Here is an 18,500-nt window from a genome sequence, read left to right as displayed (position 1 = left end):
AACGGCTTACTCGGCGGCGTCGCACGGGCTGAAATTTCGGCACCCGGCCGCACCTGAGCCGACCTCGGCTGACGAGCCCTTATCCTTCCGGCGCGGGGTGATTGCCGGGTCTCGCCACGGAACGCCACGATGGAATCAGGAAACGGCCGCGGAGGACTCATGTTGGCTTTCGGAGAGGTCCAGACCGGCCTCCTGCAGAACTCCGTCGCCCTCCCCCGGCGCGCCACCGAGCACCTGCTCAGCAACGAGGCCGACGAGCGGGTCCGCTCGGTCGAGCGGCCCATCGCCCGGTCCGTCTCACCGGACCGGCTCGAGGGTGTGGACTGCCGCCTGCCGACCACTTCCGGACGTCAGACCAGAGCCATCGGTACGGTCGTGTCGCGCGCCGTCGTGGTGGCCGGCCACGTCGCGCAGGGTTCGGCGTACGCCCGGGTGGCGCCCGCCCGCACCACGATCCGGCTGCCGTGGTCGCACTACCTGGCCAGTCCCGGTCATCTGGAGGCGATCGGCAAGCTGGACCGGTCCGATCTGGAACAGGGTGTGCTCACCGGCGCGCGGACCGCCGAGACGCTGGAGCTGAGCGCGATCGCGGCCCGGATGCTCGACACGGTCCAGCGGTCCCGGGTGATCGACCACGCCCCGCCACTGCGTACCCCGCGGGTCCGGCTGCGCTGGACCGCCCTGCTGGACCGGTCCGTGGAACGGCCGGGCGGCACGTTCACGCTGGTCTCCGAGGACGTCCGCTCGCTCCAGCTGCGGGTGCCGACCACCGACCTGGGCGCCGTGGTCGCCCTCTGCGAGGACCTGGCCGTACACGACTGGCTGCTCACCACGGTGCTGTCGGTCCTGGACGCGACGCTGGCCCACGACCACAGCCGCGCCGAGCGGGTGAGCCGGTTGCAGCCGCTGCTGGAGCACCTGCCGCATCTGTGGATGCCGGGCGCGCACGTGCCCGAGGAGTTGCTGCAGATCTGGTCGGCACTGGATCAGCGGCCGGGTTTCACCCGGCAGTGGGACGGGGCGATGGCCCGGGTCCGGGACCAGATCACGATCGGCGCGCTGGATCTGTTACAGGGTGATTCCACGAAACCGGCGCGGTGAGCCGTCGGTCTGATCTATGGGAGGCGGGCCGGCACGGTGAGGCGTTCCGCTCCGGCGGGCCAGACCCGGACGACCCGGCGGCCCATCGCCTTGGCCCACTCCACCGTCTCGGCCGTGCCGCCGCGACCGCCGGCCGGATCACCGTCCCAGACCGCGACCAGGATGTCGCTGCGCTCCACCACCTCGCGGCTGGCCGCCTCGTAGGCCGCCTCGGGCGGGCCGGCCACCTCCAGCCGGGTCACCCGGCGGGCCTGGCGCAGCAGGTGGGGCGGTGGCGCGGCGGGTGGCGCCGCCGCGGCGGGCACCGGCAGCACCACGTCGAAGGTGCCCCGGCAGGCCTGGACGGCCCGGGCGAAGATCTGGTCGGAGCCCTCGGCCAGGCAGGTGACCCCGTGCACCCGTGGATAGCCGGACAGCAGCTGGACCAGCTCCGCGAGGATGAGCCGGTGGGTCGCCGGCCGCAACCGGATGTGCCCGGTGACGCCGATCGTCGTCATGCCCGCTCCCGTGGGGATCACGCCGGGTGCAGCGCCCGGCTTACTCCAGTGTCCGTCAGCCGGACCACCCGGAACCCGGCGTCCGCCAGGATCTGCGGAATCTCCAGCACCGCGGCGCGACATTTGGCACGTCCCTCCGGGCCGAGCTCCTCCCAGTCGACCAGATCGGGCGTCTGCCGCAGCGCGCTGTCCCGCCGCGCGCCGCGCACCCAGCCGTTGCCACGGGCGGCCTCCGTCCAGCGCTGCTGCTCCCGGCGGGCCAGCAGCTCGACCTCGGCCTCGGTGAAACAGAAGTCGTCGTCACCACCGTCGGCCGGCACCACCGCGCATCCGACCATGTGAAGCTTGATCCCGAAGTCGCCGGCCTGTTGCCGGTTCGACCGGCGCAGCTCCTCGTCCAGCTCGGACCAGGGGCACAGCGCCGGACCGCCGCCCAGCCGCTCACCCCGCAGCAGGCTGGCCTCGACGAACCGCTCGTGGATGAGCCGGCCCAGCCGCTCGGACAGGTCCTCGGCGATCAGCGCCGGATCGCAGCCGGCCGCCACCGCCGAGAAGAGCCGGACCCGGCCGTCGATCGGGTCGAGCAGCGGCTCCTCCCGCTGGTCCCGGCTGAACGCCTCGGTGATCGCGGCCAGCGCGTCCACCACCACGATGATGTCGCCGGAGACCCGGTGCCACAGGCGGTGCTCGCGCAGCGCCAGCTCCAGCCCCTCACGGTCGTCGGCGAAGCAGAGGAAGACCCGGTCGTAGCCGGCCCGGCCGGGGTCGTCGAGCAGGGCGGACACGTCGGTCTCGTACGCCGTCACCCGGCACCCGTCCGGGACCACCCCGCCCCGCTCGGCGAACCGGTCCCGCACCCGGATCGCGTCCGGCGCCACCAGGTCCACGACGACCCGCTGCGCCGGGCTCGACCGGCGCAGCCGCCAGTGCCGGGCGATCTCCACGATCAGCGCACGGACCAGCGAGGAGTCGCCGGCCACCAGCAGCCGGGGCACCCGGTCCGGACGGTTCGGCAGCGGCCGCTGGTCCAGCAGGACGTGCACCGCCAACTGGTCCAGGTGGAAGAAGTCCAGCCGCTGGCCGGGTGTGTGCGGCACGCCGAGCCGCCGGGCCTGGAGGGTGAGCGCCCAGTCCGCCTCGTGGATCTGGGCGTAGACGGCGAGATCGTTGCGCGGGGCGGCCATTCGGGCGGCGGCCGCGGCGATCTCCAGGTTGGCGGCGCTCGTCTCGGCGCAGGCGTACAGCGTCGCGGCCCGGGGGACGCCCGCGCCACGCAGCACGTCCGGGTCGCGGGCGTCGCCGTTGACCCCGAGCAGCCCGCGCCGGCGCAACTCCAGCGGGCCGATCGGCTGCGTGCGGACCACCACGACGCGATGGCCGCTCAGGTGCAGGCGGTGCGCCAGCGTCCGGGCGACCGAGGAGTCGCCGCAGACCACCACGTGCCGGCGGGCGCGGCGGGCCCGGAGGCGGCGCATCTCGCTGGCCAGCAGGACCCGGGCGGCCTCGGCGAAGGCGTACAGCGTGACGATCGGGGCCACGAACCGGGCCACCTGCAGCGCCGGCGGGAAGTCGGTGCCACCCTCCAGCGGATCGGAGCCCAGGACGAACAGCTGCAACGTGCCGTACAGCAGGTTCAGCGGGTCACGGTCGGCGACACCCTGCGAAGCAAGATACTGATCCAGGCCGATGAAACCGAGAACCAGCGCCAGCACCCCGGCCAGGGCGAACACGGCCCGCGTCACGGTGACGGCGGGCTGCCCCTGGTCGTCGGCGAGGGACAGCGGGGTGCGGGGAAAGGTGGCCATCGATCCACATTGTCACACCCCGCCGCCATGCGGCTACGCAGCGATCAGAGGGCGCATCCTTCGGACGCGGGCGGCAGCGGGGCCGGCACACCGACGCCCGGCAGGCCGAGCGACACACCCTTCAACTTCGGGGTACGACCGGACTCGTACGCGTCTCCGGCCCGGGTCCGGCGGTGGCTGAGCGGGTTCCCGTCGGCGTTCAGGTGATGCGGTGCGGCGTAGGTCACCACGGTCTCGACGATGTCGCCGGGACGCGGCACGGTGTCCCCGGTCGCGAAGTGCACGAGACGGCCGTCCCGGGCCCGGCCGCTGAGCCGGCCGGTCCGCTCGTCCTTACGGCCCTCACCGACCGCGACCAGCACCTCGACCTTCTTCCCGACGAGCCGCTTGTTCTCCGCCCAGGTGATCTCTTCGAGGGTGGTGATGAGCCGGTTGTAACGGTCCTGGACGACCGCCTTCGGCACCTGCTCCTCCATGGTGGCGGCGGGCGTGCCGGGCCGCTTGGAGTACTGGAAGGTGAAGGCGCTGGAGAACCGGGCCTGCCGGACCACCTCGAGGGTCTGCTCGAAGTCCCCCTCGGTCTCGCCGGGGAAGCCGACGATGATGTCGGTGGTGATCGCGGCGTCCGGCATGGCGGCCCGGACCTTCTCGATGATGCCCAGGTACTTCTCCTGGCGGTAGCTGCGGCGCATCGCCTTCAGCACCCGGTCGGAGCCGGACTGGAGCGGCATGTGCAGCGAGTGGCACACGTTCGGCGTCTCGGCCATCGCGGCGATCACGTCGTCGGTGAAGTCCTTCGGGTGCGGGCTGGTGAACCGGACCCGCTCCAGCCCCTCGACGTCCCCGGTGGCGCGCAGCAGCTTGCCGAAGGCGAGCCGGTCGCCGAACTCGACACCGTAGGAGTTCACGTTCTGCCCCAGCAGGGTGACCTCGAGGACGCCCTCCTTGGTGAGGGCCTCCACCTCGGCGAGGATCTCGCCGGGGCGGCGGTCCTTCTCCTTGCCGCGCAGGCTCGGGACGATGCAGAACGTACAGGTGTTGTTGCAGCCCACCGAGATGGAGACCCAGCCGGAGTAGGTCGACTCGCGCTTGGTCGGCAGGGTGGAGGGGAAGACCTCGAGCGACTCGAGGATCTCGACCTGCGCCTCCTCGTTGTGCCGGGCGCGCTCCAGCAGGGCCGGCAGCGACCCGATGTTGTGGGTGCCGAAGACCACGTCGACCCAGGGCGCCTTCTTGACGATGTCGCCCTGATCCTTCTGCGCCAGACAGCCGCCGACCGCGATCTGCATGCCCGGGTTCTTGAGCTTGGTGGGACGCAGGTGGCCGAGGTTGCCGTAGAGGCGGTTGTCGGCGTTCTCCCGGACCGCGCAGGTGTTGAAGACCACGACGTCCGCCGCGTCCGCCTCCGCGGCGCGCACGTAACCCGCGTCCTCCATCAGGCCGGAGATCCGCTCGCTGTCGTGCACGTTCATCTGGCAGCCGTAGGTGCGCACATCATAGGTGCGCGCGCTGCCGGTCATCTCGGTAGTCATGGCAATTGACCAGGCTACCCGTTACGCCGCGGCGGGCCGCTCCGGCGTCGGGCCGGGTTTCCACCGCGATCGGTCACAGCCGGCCGGGGCGGCGCAGGCCGGGTCGGCGCCGGTGCAGGGCCGGACGTTGCGGCGCTCCGGCCCGTCGTCGGTCTCCACCTCGTCGACATGCACCGCCCGTAACGATCCGTTCGGCTCCGCCAGCACGTACCGGGACGGGTTGAGGGTGTCGTCGGGAAGCAGGACCGCGGCGCCCAGCCGGACCGCGACGGCGCTCGCGACGGTCTCCTCGGCGACGCCGGCGGGCGTCACGTAGACGTCGATCAGGGTCGGGAAGTCGCCTCCGACGTGGTAGACGTCGCAGAGCAGGTCAGCGCCGGGGACCATGCCGTGCACCGGGCGCTCCAGCGCCCCGGCGAGCGCGCCCATGACCCGGTCGGGCTCCCAGCGACCGGCGACACACCAGTTCCACGGGCCGTCCGCCATGTACTCCATGCTCTCGGCCCCTCTCTCAGCGCAATGGCTGTGTTACCGCTCCGTGACCATTCTCGACACAATCCGATACGGGAGGCCCCATAGGGTGTGTCCATTCGAGTGAACCGAGAACGAGTGGATGGACCAGGGGTGACAGACGAGGCTCTCATCGTCCTAGAGAACGTCAACAAGTGGTTCGGCCCCTTGCACGTGCTGCAGGACGTGGACCTGTCCGTCGCACGCGGCGAGGTCGTGGTCGTGATCGGACCCTCCGGGTCCGGCAAGTCCACGCTGTGCCGCGCCATCAACCGGCTGGAGCCGATCGACTCCGGCCGGATCACCTTCGACGGGCAGACACTGCCGGCCGAGGGGCGAGGGCTGGCCCGGCTGCGCAGCGAGGTCGGCATGGTCTTCCAGTCCTTCAACCTGTTCGCGCACAAGACGATCCTGCAGAACGTGATGCTCGGGCCGATCAAGGTGCGCAAGGAGAAGAAGGCCGTGGTCCAGGACCGGGCCATGTCCCTTCTCGAGCGGGTGGGCATCGCCAACCAGGCCGAGAAGTACCCGGCCCAGCTCTCCGGCGGCCAACAGCAGCGGGTGGCCATCGCCCGCGCGCTCGCCATGCAGCCCAAGGCCCTGCTCTTCGACGAGCCGACCAGCGCCCTCGACCCGGAGATGGTCGGTGAGGTGCTGGAGGTCATGACGTCGCTGGCCCGCGAGGGGATGACCATGGTCGTGGTCACCCATGAGATGGGTTTCGCGCGCCACGCCGCCGATCGTGTCGTATTTATGGCAGACGGCCAATTGGTCGAAGAGGCCACGCCGGACGAATTCTTCGCGAACCCACGCAGCGATCGGGCCAAGGACTTCCTGTCCAAGATCCTCACGCACTGAGCGTTCGGGTCCGTCCGCACAGAGGCGGCCTCGATCCGTCGCGCGCTGATCCACAAAAAGGAGAAGAGATATGCGTTTCACTCGCGTAGCCGTACTGGCCACTGCCGCGGCTCTTACGTTCGGCCTCGCCGCCTGCGGCGAGGAGGGCACCCCCACCCCCAGCGGCGGCGGCACCGGGCCCGCGGCGGCCCCGGACACCTGCAAGAGCTCGGGTACGACGTTCACCGCCGACTCCGCGGCCGCCGTCGCCGGCAGCCCCACCTTCGACAAGATCAAGTCGGGCGGCAAGGTCGTCATCGGCGTCAAGTTCGACCAGCCGAACCTGGGCTACAAGGACACCGCCGGCACCCGCTGCGGCTTCGACATCGAGATCGCCCAGTACCTCGCCTCCAAGCTGGGCGTCGACCCCGCGAAGATCGAGTACAAGGAGATCCCGTCCGCCAACCGGGAGACCGCGATCAAGGGCGGCGAGATCGACTACTACGTCGGCACCTACTCGATCACCGACAAGCGCAAGGCCGACGTCTCGTTCGCCGGTCCGTACTTCGTTGCCGGCCAGGACCTGCTGGTCCGCAAGGACGAGACCGCGATCACCGGCAAGGACACCCTCAAGGGCAAGAAGGTCTGCTCGGCCATCGGCTCCACGCCGATCCAGCGGGTCCGCGACGAGGCGCTCACCGAGCCGGAGAACATCGTCGAGTTCAAGACCTACTCCGAGTGCGTCTCGCAGCTGCTGGACAAGAAGGTCGACGCCGTCACCACCGACGACGCGATCCTCAAGGGCTACGCCGCGCAGAGCCCGTCCGACCTGAAGGTCGTCGGCCAGCCGTTCAGCACCGAGAAGTACGGCATCGGCCTGCCGCGTGACGACAAGGCGTTCCGCGACTTCATCAACGACAAGCTGGAGGCCGCCGTCACCGACGGCACCTGGCAGAAGATCTACGACGGCACCCTCGGCCTGTCGGGTTCGGCGGCCACCGCCCCGGCCCTCGAGCGCTACTGATCGACACCACGCCGGCCGGCGTCGGGTGGTCCGCCACCCGGCGCCGGCCGGTCCAGTTGAAGGACGGGCATGACGGAATTCCTCCGCGTATTGACGGACAACTGGGAACTGTTCGTCGACGGCTTCACCAATACGGTGTACCTGTTCCTGATCAGCGCGGTGGGCAGCCTGGTTCTGGGCGTCCTGCTCGGCGCGTTCAGGGTCTCACCGATTCCCACGCTGCGCTGGTTCGGCGCCACCTACGTCAACATCGTGCGGAACACGCCGTTGACCCTGGTCTTCGCGTTCCTGGTGTTCGCGGTCCCGAAGCTGGACGTGAACCTGGACTACGACCAGGCCGCGTTCACCGCCCTGACGATCTACACGGCCGCGTTCGTCTGCGAGGTGGTCCGCTCCGGCATCAACACGGTGCCGACGGGCCAGGCCGAGGCGGCCCGCGCCCTCGGCATGACCTTCGACCAGGTGCTCGGCCAGGTGATCCTGCCGCAGGCGCTGCGGGCCATGGTGCCGCCGATGATGAGTGTCCTGATCGCGATGCTGAAGAACACCACGGTGGCGGCCGGCTTCTCGGTGCTGGAGGCGGGCGCGATCCCGGCGTACATGGCCGAGCGGGGTGAGCCGCAGTTCTACGTCCTGCTGTGGATCACCATCGGCTTCCTGATCCTGATCAGTCCGCTGGTGCTGCTGCAGCGGTCCCTCGAGCGCAAGTGGGCGGTGGCGCGATGACGTCGGTGCTGTACGACCTGCCCGGCCCCAAGGGCCGCCGCCGCAACCTGATCATCGGTGTGGCCGCCACGCTGGTGATCCTGGGCCTGATCGCGTTCGTGATCTACCGCTTCTGGGAGACCGGCCAGTTCGAGGCCCGCCGGTGGGACCAGTTCAAGTACAAGGCCGTGCAGATCGAGCTGCTCAACGGCGTCTGGTTCACCCTCAAGGCGGCCGGCATCGCGGCGGTCCTCGCCCTGCTCTTCGGCGCGGTCTGCGCCGCCGGACGCCTCAGCGACCACGCCGCCCTGCGAGCCCCGTCCACCTTCGTGGTCGAGCTGTTCCGGGCCATCCCGCTGCTCATCCTGATCTTCTTCGGCTACTACGTCCCGCTGCAGTACGGCTGGTCCATCGACAAGCTGTGGGCCCTCGTCATCGGCCTGACCCTGTACAACGGCTCGGTGCTCGCGGAGATCTTCCGCGCCGGCATCAACGCGGTGTCCAAGGGGCAGTCCGAGGCCGCCTACGCCGTCGGCATGCGGAAGAACCAGGTGCTGCGGCTTGTCCTGCTGCCCCAGGCGTTCCGGGCCATGCTGCCGGCCATCGTCAGCCAGCTCGTCGTCCTGCTGAAGGACACCGCGCTCGGCTTCATCATCACGTACCCGGAACTGCTGACCGTCGGCAAGACGATCGGCGGGCGGCTCGCGTTCGGGCTCCCCTACGTGCCGGCCTACCTGGTCGTCGGGGCCATCTACATCACGCTGTGCGGCATGCTGTCGCTGCTCGCCTGGTGGCTGCAGCGGCGCCTCACCCGGATGCCCAAGGCCAAGGCGAAGACGCTGCCGCTCACCGACGTCACCCGCCAGATCTAGCGCCTACCGGGCCAGTTCGGTCACCCGGGACTCACGGACCACGGTGACCCGGATCTGGCCCGGGTAGGTCAGCTCCTCCTCGATCTGCTTCGCCACGTCACGGGCCAGCACGGCGGCGCCGATGTCGTCGATGTCGTCCGGCCGCACCATCACCCGGATCTCGCGGCCGGCCTGCATCGCGAAGACCTTCTCCACCCCGAGCTTCCCGCCCGCGATCTCCTCGATCCGCTCCAGGCGCTTGACGTACGCCTCCAGGCTCTCCCGCCGGGCCCCCGGCCGGCCGCCCGAGCAGGCGTCCGCGGCCTGCGTCAGCACCGCCTCGATGGTCTGCGGCGGCACCTCGTTGTGGTGCGCCTCGATCGCGTGGACGATGTCCTCGTGCTCGCCGTACTTGCGGGCCAGGTCGGCGCCGATCAGGGCGTGGCTGCCCTCCACCTCGTGGGTCAGCGCCTTGCCGATGTCGTGCAGGAAGGCGGCCCGCTTCATCGTCGGCACGTCCAGGCCCATCTCGGCGGCCATGATCCCGGCGATGTGCGCCGTCTCCACCAGGTGCTTCAGCACGTTCTGGCCGTAGCTCGTCCGGTACCGCAGCCGGCCCAGCAGCTTCGCCAGCTCCGGGTGGATGTTCGTGATCCCGACATCGACCAGGGCCTCCTCGGCCGCCCGGTCGCAGAGGCGCTCCACCTCGTTCTTCGCGCTGTCGAAGACCTCTTCGATCCGGTGCGGGTGGATCCGGCCGTCCAGGACCAGCTTCTCCAGCGTGAGGCGGCCCACCTCACGGCGTACCGGATCGAAACAGGAGAGAAGGACCGCCTCCGGGGTGTCATCGATGATCAGGTTGACGCCGGTGGTCGACTCGAACGCCCGGATGTTGCGGCCCTCACGGCCGATGATCCGGCCCTTCATCTCGTCGCTCGGCAGATGCAGCACGCTGACCACGCTCTCCGCGGTCTGCTCGCTGGCGATCCGCTGGATCGCGTCGACCACGATGTGCCGGGCCCGGGTGTCCGCGGTGTTCTTCGCCTCGGTCTCGATGTCCCGGACCAGGATCGCCGCCTCGCGCTTCGCCTGCCCCTCGATCGCCTCGATCAGCTCGGTCCGGGCCGCCTCGGCGGTCAGCCCGGCGATCCGCTCCATCTCCCGGCGCCTGACCTCCTCGGCCTTCGTCAGGTCGGCCTCCCGCGTGGTGAGGGCCGCCTCCCGCGCCGACAGATCCGTCTCCAGCGTGGCCAGGCGGCGCTCCCGTTCGACGAGGCGCTCCACCTCCTCGCCGTGCAGCCGCTCCCGCTCGTCGATCCGCGCGGCCCGGCGCTCCACCTCGGCCGCCTGCTCCTTCACCGTGGCGTTGAGCAGCGCGATCTCACGCTCCCCGGACCGGCGGGCGGCGGCGCGCAGTTGCTCCGCGTCGGCCTCGGCCTGACGGTGGGCGTGCTCCAGGATGGTGTCGGCCTCGCTGTGCGCGGTCTCCAGAACCCGGCGGGCCTCGGCCCGGGCGGCACTCGCCTCCGCCTTCGCGGCGGCAGCCTCGGCGCGAACCGACGCGGCCTTGGCGTTGGCGTCCTCCACCTTCGCCCGGGCGTCACCGACCGCCTGCTCCTGCCGCTCCTGCGCGTCCTGCCGGTCGGCGCGCAACTGGCGCAGCGCCCGTGTCCCGAGGACCAGCCCCGCTATCACCGCTACGGCGATCACGATGATGGCAACCACCAGCACCCAGTCCAGCGGGGTCATCATCTCGCCGCGTCTCCCTTCGCCGCCGGCGCGGTGCACACGCGCGGGCCTCTCTGCGGGATGCCCGACCAAGGCAGCAGATCGCGGGCGGCACCGGCCCCCGGGTACACGCGCTCCGCCGTTCGGCCACCCCGGCTTCCAGTCTCCGTCCGGCGCCGGCATTCCGCCGGGCACCGGGTGCGGCTCACCGCGCCGGGGCCGGGCCGCCCTCGCCGGATCACCGGGTCGGGTGGCTCTGCTCCGGGCCTCGGTCGCGGGCTTGGGCTGCGGTCGGGGTTCCGGTCGCTTCTCCGGTTACCCGGAGCAGCCCGGGTTACCCGGGGCCTTTCGGCCACCCGGAACCTTCCGGCCACCTGGGCCTTTCGGCCACCCGAGACCTTCCGGCCACCTGGGGCCTTCAGCCACCCGAGACCTTCCGGCCACCTGAGGCCTTCAACCGCCCGAAGCCTTCCGGAACACCGAACCGCCCGTTGCCTGAGCCCTGGCCACCCGGCGCCTTCCGGTTGGCCCAATGCGCCCGGCTGCCCTACGGGTCACCGGAGCCCTGGGTTACCCGGAACCTCGGCTGCCCGAAGCCCTCCGGCCCGCTGGGGGCTCTTGGCCGCTTCGGCTTGCCTGCCGCCGAGGCGCCGGACACCGAAATCCTTCGGTTGCCCGAAAGCTTTCGCCCGGTTGAGCCTTCGCCCGCCGGTAGCCCGTCAGCGAGCCGATTCGCCGGAATCCCTCGGTTGCCCGTGGTCCTCCCGGAGCCTTCGGTCGCTTGAGCCTTCGGTTCCCCGAAGCCTGCTGGCGCCCAGGTCCGGCTGTTGCCCGTGGCTAGCTGGTGCCCTGGCCCTTCCGGTCGCGAACGCGGATCGCCTTGGGAGCCGCGGCATCGTGGTCGCCGCGGAGGCGATCCGGCCGCTGCCCTGGCCGGCCGGCCCGGGTCTCGAACGTCTCGGCGACCTCGGAATCCGTGGCGACCAGGTCCTTCAACCCAGTCGCGCCCGAAATCCGTCGCCGCCTACTCGGCCGGCCCGGCCGCCGTGGGTTCCGAAGCCTCCTGAATCGCTTCAACCCGGCGGCTGCCGCTGCCTGGTCGCCTCGATTCCGTCGCTTCGCCTACCCGAGCGGCCCGGTCGCTGTGGAGCCGGTCGAGACGGCTGTAACAGCCGAACCGTCCGGATTCCGGTCAGCGACCGGTCTTCGGACCAGTCGCTCCGCTCAAGCAGGACGACCGGTTCAGAGTCGGAACATCCGCCGGCCTGAGCCGAAGACGATGTGCCGGATTCCGTCCCTGCCGCCCACCGTCACGGAGGGCGCTCGAGCTCCTCGGCCGGAGAACCGCTGCCCGATGATGACCATGAGGACATCAAGCCAGCGTTTCCCTGCGTAGCCTCGCCACCGCGGTCGCCCCGCCAACCGGGAACATCGTTACCGTCCGTGGGATACGACAATGTCTCGAGCGATCTTTCTCGCCCGAGACCCCATCTGATGATCCTTCGGCCGGCTCAGGTGCCCCCTGTCGGCGAGCCGCCCGTCAGCCGCTCGAATCAGAGTGTGTGGAGTTGTGGGGTTGACCGCCGGTATGTCGCGCCACCAGCCGCGCGGTCAGCGGCCGACGGAGGCATCTCACGGACGTCGGACCGTCCAAGTGATGCCGTAATGTAATGCGATCTATGTTGTGCCTGTTGCATGGATGGTCGAACAAACCTTGTGTAACGCGAGGCTAGGTCGCGAGCACCGCTTCGGTCAAGGACTCATGATTTGGCAGCGGATGGGACGTACGGCACAGACCTGCTTACGCCCAGCTCACGAACCCACGGGACATTCCCGGCGTACCGTGCGATCACGCCACCGTGATAATGAGCCACTCCAGACTTCAACCATTATCACCACCGCCACCAGCGCTCTCATCATGCGACACGGAGCGTGACAGGGACGCGTGGTAACGGAGCGTATCAGCCGCCCCGGCCTCGAGGCCGTTGCGTGATATCGCACCGAATGGACGCCAGCGGAGCAATCCTCACATCAGGACTATATCGGCCAAAGTCCTGGTCCCGGCGCCAACACCCGGTCCCGAGCGCTGGACTCAACCCCGAAAGTTTCGGCCGCTGCCGCAGCGGCTGACGGAAATCCGCCACCGGCCATTCGAGGCTGGTGACGCTGCCCAAGGACGTGCCGGCCCGCCTCGCCATGTGGGTATCAAGGACGTGCAAGCCACCTCGCCACCACGGGCGGCAGGCGTGCGAACCTGCCTCGCCATGCCGCGACTGGCGCGTGGCAGCCCGTCGTCAGAGGCCGGTGGACCCGTCCTCGAGCGCATCCGCGTCGAGCGCGTCGGCGAACTCGGCGGCCTCCTCGTCACGGGCGGCCAGCGCGTCCTTGACGGCGCGGATGGCGATGCCGGCCGGATATCCCTTGCGGGCGAGCATCGCGACCAGCCGCCGGAAGACCGCCTCCGGGGCGCCCCTCGCCGACCGGAGCTTGCGATCGACCAGCGCCCGGGCGGCAGCCGCCTCCGCCTCGTCGTCGACCGCCTCCAGCGCTTCGGAGGCCACCTCGGCGTCGACCCCGCGCTGGCGCAGCTCATTGGCCAGCGCCCGTCGCGCCAGCCCTCTGCCGTGATGACGACTGGAGACCCACGCCCGGGCGAAGGCCGCGTCGTCGATGATGCCGACCTCGTCGTACCGGTCGAGGACCTCTGCGATCGCCTCTTCGGAGATCTCCTTGCGGATCAGCGCCTTCGCCAGCTCGGCTCGGGTTCGTGGTCGAACCGCGAGCTGGCGAAGACAGATCTCCCGGGCGATCTCGGACTCGCTGCGCGGCGGCTCCGGCCGCTCCCGCCCGTCTCCACCCGCGTGGTCATCCGGCACGTCGGACCCGGCCGGGCGCCGGCGGGCGCCACGGCCACCGGCACGGCGGGCCGCACCCGCCTCTCCGTCCTCCGGCATGCCGGAGGAGGCCCGGGGCGGGATGGCATCCCACCCTCGCCCGGACCGTGCACCGCGCCGTCCAGCCATCGCCGGTTACCGGGTCAGAAGTCGACCGGCGGCAGCTCGGGGCCACCGGCGGCATCGGCGCCGGCCTGCCCGACGCCGAGCTTCTCCAGGATCTTCTTCTCGATCTCGGCGGCGACGTCGGGGTTCTCCCTCAGGAACTCCCGCGCCTTCTCCTTGCCCTGACCGAGCTGGTCCCCGTCATACGTGTACCAGGCGCCCGACTTCCGGATGATGCTCTGCTCGACACCGACGTCGATGAGCGAGCCCTCCCGGGAGATGCCCTTCCCATACATGATGTCGAACTCGGCCTGCTTGAACGGCGCGGCCACCTTGTTCTTGACGACCTTGACCCGGGTGCGGTTACCGACGACGTCGGTGCCGTCCTTCAGGCTCTCGATGCGCCGGACGTCGAGCCGGACCGAGGCGTAGAACTTGAGGGCCCGGCCACCGGTCGTCGTCTCGGGCGAGCCGAACATGACGCCGATCTTCTCGCGCAGCTGGTTGATGAAGATCGCGGTGGTGCCCGAGTTGCTGAGAATACCGGTGATCTTCCGAAGGGCCTGGCTCATGAGACGGGCCTGCAGACCGACGTGACTGTCACCCATCTCACCCTCGATCTCGGCACGCGGCACGAGGGCGGCCACCGAGTCGATGACGATGATGTCGAGAGCACCCGAACGGATCAGCATGTCCGCGATCTCGAGGGCCTGCTCACCGGTGTCCGGCTGAGAGATGAGAAGGGCGTCGGTGTCGACACCGAGGGCCCGTGCGTAATCCGGGTCGAGAGCGTGCTCGGCGTCGATGAACGCCGCGATACCGCCGGCCTTCTGCGCATTCGCCACCGCGTGCAGGGCGACCGTGGTCTTACCGCTCGACTCCGGCCCGTAGATCTCGATGACCCGGCCACGCGGCAGGCCGCCGACACCCAGCGCCACATCCAGCGCGATGGAGCTGGTCGGGATGACGGCGGTCTGCACGACCGGCCGCTCCCCGAGCCTCATCACCGAGCCCTTGCCGAACTGCTTGTCGATCTGCGCCAGCGCCAGTTCGAGCGCTTTCTCACGATCAGGTGTTCCTGCCGCCATTACCGCCACCCCTGTATTCGACTTCGCGTTCTTCGCTGACGAGCTTTTGTTCACCACGGTCGACACGGTAGGCGGTGGGTATGACAAAAATCCTCCGCCCTGTCGTGTGCTGTGGATGACCGAGCCGCTGTGGACAATAGCCGAACACCTGTACGAGGATCGAGAGAATCGCCGAACAGACGTTCTAAAGCAGCTCAGCGTAGCCGCATGGGCACCCGATCGGGGTATGCGGCGACCACCGCGCGCCAGATGGTAGCCGTTTCGACACCCTGAGCGATGGCCGTGTCGATGGTCCGGCCGCCCAGTTCCGTGAAGGCGTGATCCGCCGCAATGCTCCGGGCATAGGCGGACCCGAAACTCTGCTCCAGGCGTTCCCAGAAATCTGTCAGGCGCACCGTGAAAGGGTACCCACGAGCGGGCCGCCGACCCGTCAGGCGACCGCCGCGGCCGCGACGCGGAGGTCGTCGACCAGCCCTCGGTACGCCGTCTCGCGATCATCCGCCCGCAGCACCGCCGAGGGGTGGATCGTGGCCAGCGCCTGGATCTCGGCCACCGGGAAGTCCTCGGGGTGCTGGGCCGATGCCGGCCATGGCATCAGCTGCCCGCGTGACCGGGTCACCCGGAACGATGGGCCGAGCAGCGCCTTGCCCGCGGTGGCGCCCAGGATGACCACGAGCTCCGGCTTGAGCAGCGCGAACTCCGAGACCAGCCACGGACGGCAGGCGGTGATGTGGGCGGGCCCCGGGTTCTGGTGGATCCGCCGGCTGCCCCGCAGCTCGAACCTGAAGTGCTTCACCGAATTCGTGATGTAGAGATCGGCCGGGTCGATGCCGGCGTCGTCGACCGCCTCCCGCAGCAGGCGCCCCGCCGGCCCCACGAACGGCAGCCCCTGCCGGTCCTCGATGTCACCGGGCTGCTCGCCGACGAAGACGATCCTCGCGTGCGGCGCCCCGCGCCCGAACACGGTCTGGGTCGCGTTCTCGTGGAGCTCGCAGCCCTGACAGTCCGCCGCGGCCGACTTCAGCTCGTCGATGCTCCGGGGGTGCGGCGGCACCCATCGCTGCGCGCCCACCGGCGCCTCGGTCCATGGCATTGCACCGTTCTACCCGCAGCCACCGACAAAATCCCCGCCCCAACCCTTCCGGATGACGGCACTCCCTCCTTCCTACGGAGACCTCACCTCATCGGCGGAGCCACGCCGGCCGGGTTGACCGCGGCCGCCACCGCCCCGGCCAGTTCCGTCGCCTCCGCGGGCTCGAGTGTGCTGATCGTGATGCGGATCCCCGGTGGGGAGCCCATCCGGAAGAGGGTGCCGGGCGCCACCGCGTACCCCCGATCGCGAAGCGCCGCGACCGCCCGGGTCTCGTCGGGCACCGGAACCCAGACGTTGATACCGGTCTCGCCGAAGGCTTCGACGCCCTCCGCCCGGAGCGCCGCCTGGAGTGCCCGGCGGCGTTCCCCGTACGTCCTCGCGGCGTGCGCGACCAGCTCGGTCGCCTCTTCGTCCCGCCAGAGCCGGAGCAGCAGCCGCTGCAGGACGGTCGACACCCAGCCCATGCCGATCCGCATCCGGCCGGCCACCCGGGCCGCGGTCGTCTCGTCGCCCGCGAGCACGGCGATGCGCAGATCCGGTCCGAAGGGCTTGGAGGCGGACCGGACGAACGCCCAGGAGCCGGTCACCGGCCCGATGCAGTTCGGCTCACGCTCGGCCAGCTCGGCCGCGTGATCATCCTCGATGACGACGACGCCCGGATGGCCGGCCAGCAGCTCCCGAAGGCGGACGGCCCGCTCGGCGCCGACCGCGGCGCCGGTCGGATTCTGCGCGCGGACGGTGATCACGACGGCCCGGGCGCCGGCTCGCAACGCCGCGGCCAGCGCTTCCGGGTCGGGCCCCTCGGCATCGACGGCGAACGGCACCGCGCGCAGGCCCAGGGCGGCCACCAGGTCGATCAGGGCGGCCCACCCAGGATCCTCGATCGCGACGCCGTCGCCTGGTCGAAGGTGGGCGGCGAGGACCCGCTCGATCGAGTCGAGAGCCCCCGAGGTGACCACGATCACCGCACCGGAGACGGGGACTCCCTCGCCCAGCAGCCGGGGCCGGGCGGCGTCGGCCAGCTCCGGCATGGTGACGGCGGACGCATAACCCTGTGGCGGGCCGCTTTGCGCCGCGAGCGCGGCGATCGCCGGAGCCAAGGGGGGCAGCAGATGCGGATCCGGCTCTCCGGTGGAGAGATCGCGCAGGCCCGGCGGAGCCGGCGTACGCAGAGCGGCCCGCGTCACCGCGACGGCCGGGCGCGTGCGGACACGGGTGCCGCGCCGGCCCTCGGTCTCGATCACGCCGCGCTGGCGCAGCTCCTGATAGGCCTTGGCCACGGTGGCCGGGCTGACGTGCAGAGAGCCCGCGAGGACGCGGACCGGCGGCAACGCCGCCCCGGCGATCCAGTCGCCCCGGACGATGCCCGCCTCGATGCTGGCCGAGATCTCGGCGGCGCTGTCACCTCTGACCTGATACTGTGCTGACACAGAAAGCAGTCTGTACTAGTACAAGGTCATTCGCAAGCGGAACAGCCGGGGAGGCCTCCATGACCGACCTCTACACCCCCACCTCTCGTACGACGGCCACACGCACCCGGAAGCGGATGCACTACGAGCGTGACACGGCCCACGCCATTCTCGACGAGGCGTTCGACTGCGCGGTCGGTTTCGTGGTCGACGGTGAGCCCCGGGTGCTGCCCAACCTGCACGTCCGCCTCGGCGACACGCTCTACCTGCACGGCTCCACCGGCTCGCGGCTCGGCCTGGCGGCCCGTGGCGACGGCGTCCCGGTGTGCGTGACCGTGACCCTGCTGGACGCGCTGGTCTACGCGCGGTCGCAGTTCAACCACAGTGCCAACTACCGTTCCGTGGTCGCTCTCGGGACCGCGCGGCCGGTCACCGACGACGCCGAGAAGCTGCGTGTGCTGTCCGCCCTGGCCGACAAGGTCGGTGACGGCCGCTCCCGGGACAGCCGGCCACCCACCCACCAGGAGCTCGCTCAGACGACAGTGCTGGCGCTTCCGCTCGTCGAGGTGTCGGTGCGGATCCGGGCCGCCGGCGCCGTGGACGACCCGGAGGACCTGGATCTGCCGCACTGGGCCGGGGTTCTGCCGCTGCGGACGGTGGCTGGGCCCCCGGTGACGGAGCCGGGCGTCGCGGCCGCCCCGCCGGCGTATCTTCCGGGCGCCCCGTCGGAGTGGCAGACCCCGGTCGTGCTGGAGGGCCGGCACGTCCGGCTCGAGCCCCTCACGCCCGGCCATGTGAAGCCGCTGTTCGAGGCGCTGGACGACGAGGAGGTCTGGCGGCACATCCCCTTCCCCCAGCCGCGCACGGCGGAGGATCTGGCCGAGGATGTCGCGGGTGTGCTGCGCGGTCAGTGGCTGGGCCAGCGTTCCGGCTGGGCACAGGTCGACCCGGCCACCGGCGCGGTGATGGGCATGACGACCTACCACGACATCGACACGAACCAGCGGGCCCTCGGCATCGGTCACACCATGCTCGGGCGGAAGTGGTGGCGGACCGGGGTCAACACCGAGGCGAAGCTGCTGCTGCTGGAGCGGGCGTTCGACGTACTCGGCGCCGAACGCGTGTTCTGGTTTACGGACGTTCGCAACGAGCGTTCCCAGCAGGCGATCGCACGGCTGGGCGCCAGCCGTGACGGGATGATCCGCCGTCATCGCAAGCGGCCCGACGGCAGCTGGCGGGACACCGTGCTGTTCGCCATGACGGTGGACGAGTGGCCGGCCGCGGCCCGGCGCCTCAGGGACCGGCTGGCCACGGGATGAGT

The 18,500-nt window shown here is 70.5% G+C and carries 16 protein-coding genes; 6 read left to right on the top strand and 10 right to left on the bottom strand.

Annotated features, from left to right (window positions below):
* The first annotated feature begins 159 nt into the window (after positions 1-159).
* Positions 160-1,101: an SCO2521 family protein gene (locus KZ829_RS30180; protein WP_220147274.1), complete on the top strand. Its 942-nt coding sequence runs from the start codon at positions 160-162 to the stop codon at positions 1,099-1,101.
* Positions 1,102-1,115: 14 nt separating this feature from the next.
* Here the strand turns inward: KZ829_RS30180 and KZ829_RS30175 are convergent, their stop codons facing one another.
* Genes KZ829_RS30175 through KZ829_RS30160 form a run of 4 tightly spaced genes read right to left on the bottom strand, consistent with a single transcriptional unit; the run spans position 1,116 to position 5,430 of the window.
* On the bottom strand, positions 1,116-1,598 hold the full coding sequence (locus KZ829_RS30175; RefSeq protein WP_220147273.1) for a hypothetical protein: 483 nt from the start codon (positions 1,596-1,598) through the stop codon (positions 1,116-1,118).
* Positions 1,599-1,615: 17 nt separating this feature from the next.
* Positions 1,616-3,403 carry an NAD-binding protein gene (locus KZ829_RS30170; protein WP_220147272.1) on the bottom strand — a complete coding sequence of 596 codons (1,788 nt, stop codon included), beginning with the start codon at positions 3,401-3,403 and terminating at the stop codon, positions 1,616-1,618.
* A gap of 44 nt (positions 3,404-3,447) precedes the next feature.
* On the bottom strand, positions 3,448-4,935 hold the full coding sequence (gene miaB / locus KZ829_RS30165) for a tRNA (N6-isopentenyl adenosine(37)-C2)-methylthiotransferase MiaB (protein WP_220147271.1): 1,488 nt from the start codon (positions 4,933-4,935) through the stop codon (positions 3,448-3,450).
* Between the two features lie 21 nt (positions 4,936-4,956).
* On the bottom strand, positions 4,957-5,430 hold the full coding sequence (locus KZ829_RS30160; RefSeq protein WP_220147270.1) for a hypothetical protein: 474 nt from the start codon (positions 5,428-5,430) through the stop codon (positions 4,957-4,959).
* Between the two features lie 129 nt (positions 5,431-5,559).
* On the opposite strand from KZ829_RS30160, the gene KZ829_RS30155 reads away from it, so the two are divergent.
* From KZ829_RS30155 to KZ829_RS30140, 4 genes are all read left to right on the top strand, one after another.
* Positions 5,560-6,303 carry an amino acid ABC transporter ATP-binding protein gene (locus tag KZ829_RS30155; RefSeq protein ID WP_220147269.1) on the top strand — a complete coding sequence of 248 codons (744 nt, stop codon included), beginning with the start codon at positions 5,560-5,562 and terminating at the stop codon, positions 6,301-6,303.
* A gap of 70 nt (positions 6,304-6,373) precedes the next feature.
* Complete coding sequence (locus KZ829_RS30150; RefSeq protein ID WP_220147268.1) at positions 6,374-7,306, top strand: glutamate ABC transporter substrate-binding protein; 933 nt, start codon at positions 6,374-6,376, stop codon at positions 7,304-7,306.
* A gap of 69 nt (positions 7,307-7,375) precedes the next feature.
* Entirely contained in the window at positions 7,376-8,032 is a 657-nt protein-coding gene (locus tag KZ829_RS30145; RefSeq protein WP_220147267.1) for an amino acid ABC transporter permease, read from the top strand.
* A complete protein-coding gene (locus tag KZ829_RS30140; RefSeq protein ID WP_220147266.1) occupies positions 8,029-8,883 on the top strand; it encodes an amino acid ABC transporter permease in 855 nt (284 codons plus the stop codon). Before KZ829_RS30145 ends, KZ829_RS30140 begins: the two co-directional genes overlap by 4 nt.
* A 3-nt stretch (positions 8,884-8,886) precedes the next feature.
* Here KZ829_RS30140 and rny read toward each other — a convergent pair whose 3' ends face one another.
* The 6 genes from rny to KZ829_RS30110 all read right to left on the bottom strand — a co-directional run bounded on the left by rny (position 8,887) and on the right by KZ829_RS30110 (position 17,200).
* A complete protein-coding gene (gene rny / locus KZ829_RS30135; protein ID WP_220147296.1) occupies positions 8,887-10,611 on the bottom strand; it encodes a ribonuclease Y in 1,725 nt (574 codons plus the stop codon).
* Between the two features lie 2,273 nt (positions 10,612-12,884).
* Complete coding sequence (locus KZ829_RS30130) at positions 12,885-13,613, bottom strand: regulatory protein RecX (protein WP_220147265.1); 729 nt, start codon at positions 13,611-13,613, stop codon at positions 12,885-12,887.
* A gap of 14 nt (positions 13,614-13,627) precedes the next feature.
* The gene (recA, locus tag KZ829_RS30125; protein ID WP_220147264.1) at positions 13,628-14,677 is read right to left on the bottom strand and encodes a recombinase RecA; all 1,050 of its coding nucleotides are present in this window, start codon (positions 14,675-14,677) and stop codon (positions 13,628-13,630) included.
* 194 nt (positions 14,678-14,871) lie between these two features.
* A complete protein-coding gene (locus KZ829_RS30120; protein ID WP_183216339.1) occupies positions 14,872-15,072 on the bottom strand; it encodes a DUF3046 domain-containing protein in 201 nt (66 codons plus the stop codon).
* Positions 15,073-15,107: 35 nt separating this feature from the next.
* On the bottom strand, positions 15,108-15,770 hold the full coding sequence (locus KZ829_RS30115; RefSeq protein ID WP_220147263.1) for a UdgX family uracil-DNA binding protein: 663 nt from the start codon (positions 15,768-15,770) through the stop codon (positions 15,108-15,110).
* A gap of 83 nt (positions 15,771-15,853) precedes the next feature.
* Entirely contained in the window at positions 15,854-17,200 is a 1,347-nt protein-coding gene (locus tag KZ829_RS30110) for an aminotransferase class I/II-fold pyridoxal phosphate-dependent enzyme (RefSeq protein ID WP_220147262.1), read from the bottom strand.
* A 59-nt stretch (positions 17,201-17,259) separates the two neighbouring features.
* On the opposite strand from KZ829_RS30110, the gene KZ829_RS30105 reads away from it, so the two are divergent.
* Entirely contained in the window at positions 17,260-18,498 is a 1,239-nt protein-coding gene (locus KZ829_RS30105) for a bifunctional pyridoxamine 5'-phosphate oxidase family protein/GNAT family N-acetyltransferase (protein ID WP_220147261.1), read from the top strand.
* Positions 18,499-18,500: the final 2 nt, after the last annotated feature.

Source organism: Actinoplanes hulinensis (genome assembly GCF_019429605.1).
GTDB classification, from domain to species: domain Bacteria; phylum Actinomycetota; class Actinomycetes; order Mycobacteriales; family Micromonosporaceae; genus Actinoplanes; species Actinoplanes campanulatus.
The sequence above is the reverse complement of the archived record's forward strand: the minus strand, read 5'-3'. Positions and strand labels throughout refer to the sequence as shown.

Bases quoted from the DNA above. Each gene is read 5' to 3' on its own strand.
- recA (WP_220147264.1), bottom strand. From the start codon at position 14,677: ATGGCGGCAGGAACACCTGATCGTGAGAAAGCGCTCGAACTGGCGCTG.
- KZ829_RS30105 (WP_220147261.1), top strand. From the start codon at position 17,260: ATGACCGACCTCTACACCCCCACCTCTCGTACGACGGCCACACGCACC.
- KZ829_RS30140 (WP_220147266.1), top strand. From the start codon at position 8,029: ATGACGTCGGTGCTGTACGACCTGCCCGGCCCCAAGGGCCGCCGCCGC.
- KZ829_RS30145 (WP_220147267.1), top strand. From the start codon at position 7,376: ATGACGGAATTCCTCCGCGTATTGACGGACAACTGGGAACTGTTCGTC.
- KZ829_RS30160 (WP_220147270.1), bottom strand. From the start codon at position 5,430: ATGGAGTACATGGCGGACGGCCCGTGGAACTGGTGTGTCGCCGGTCGC.
- KZ829_RS30170 (WP_220147272.1), bottom strand. From the start codon at position 3,403: ATGGCCACCTTTCCCCGCACCCCGCTGTCCCTCGCCGACGACCAGGGG.
- KZ829_RS30130 (WP_220147265.1), bottom strand. From the start codon at position 13,613: ATGGCTGGACGGCGCGGTGCACGGTCCGGGCGAGGGTGGGATGCCATC.
- KZ829_RS30175 (WP_220147273.1), bottom strand. From the start codon at position 1,598: ATGACGACGATCGGCGTCACCGGGCACATCCGGTTGCGGCCGGCGACC.
- KZ829_RS30180 (WP_220147274.1), top strand. From the start codon at position 160: ATGTTGGCTTTCGGAGAGGTCCAGACCGGCCTCCTGCAGAACTCCGTC.
- KZ829_RS30150 (WP_220147268.1), top strand. From the start codon at position 6,374: ATGCGTTTCACTCGCGTAGCCGTACTGGCCACTGCCGCGGCTCTTACG.
- miaB (WP_220147271.1), bottom strand. From the start codon at position 4,935: ATGACTACCGAGATGACCGGCAGCGCGCGCACCTATGATGTGCGCACC.
- KZ829_RS30115 (WP_220147263.1), bottom strand. From the start codon at position 15,770: ATGCCATGGACCGAGGCGCCGGTGGGCGCGCAGCGATGGGTGCCGCCG.
- rny (WP_220147296.1), bottom strand. From the start codon at position 10,611: ATGACCCCGCTGGACTGGGTGCTGGTGGTTGCCATCATCGTGATCGCC.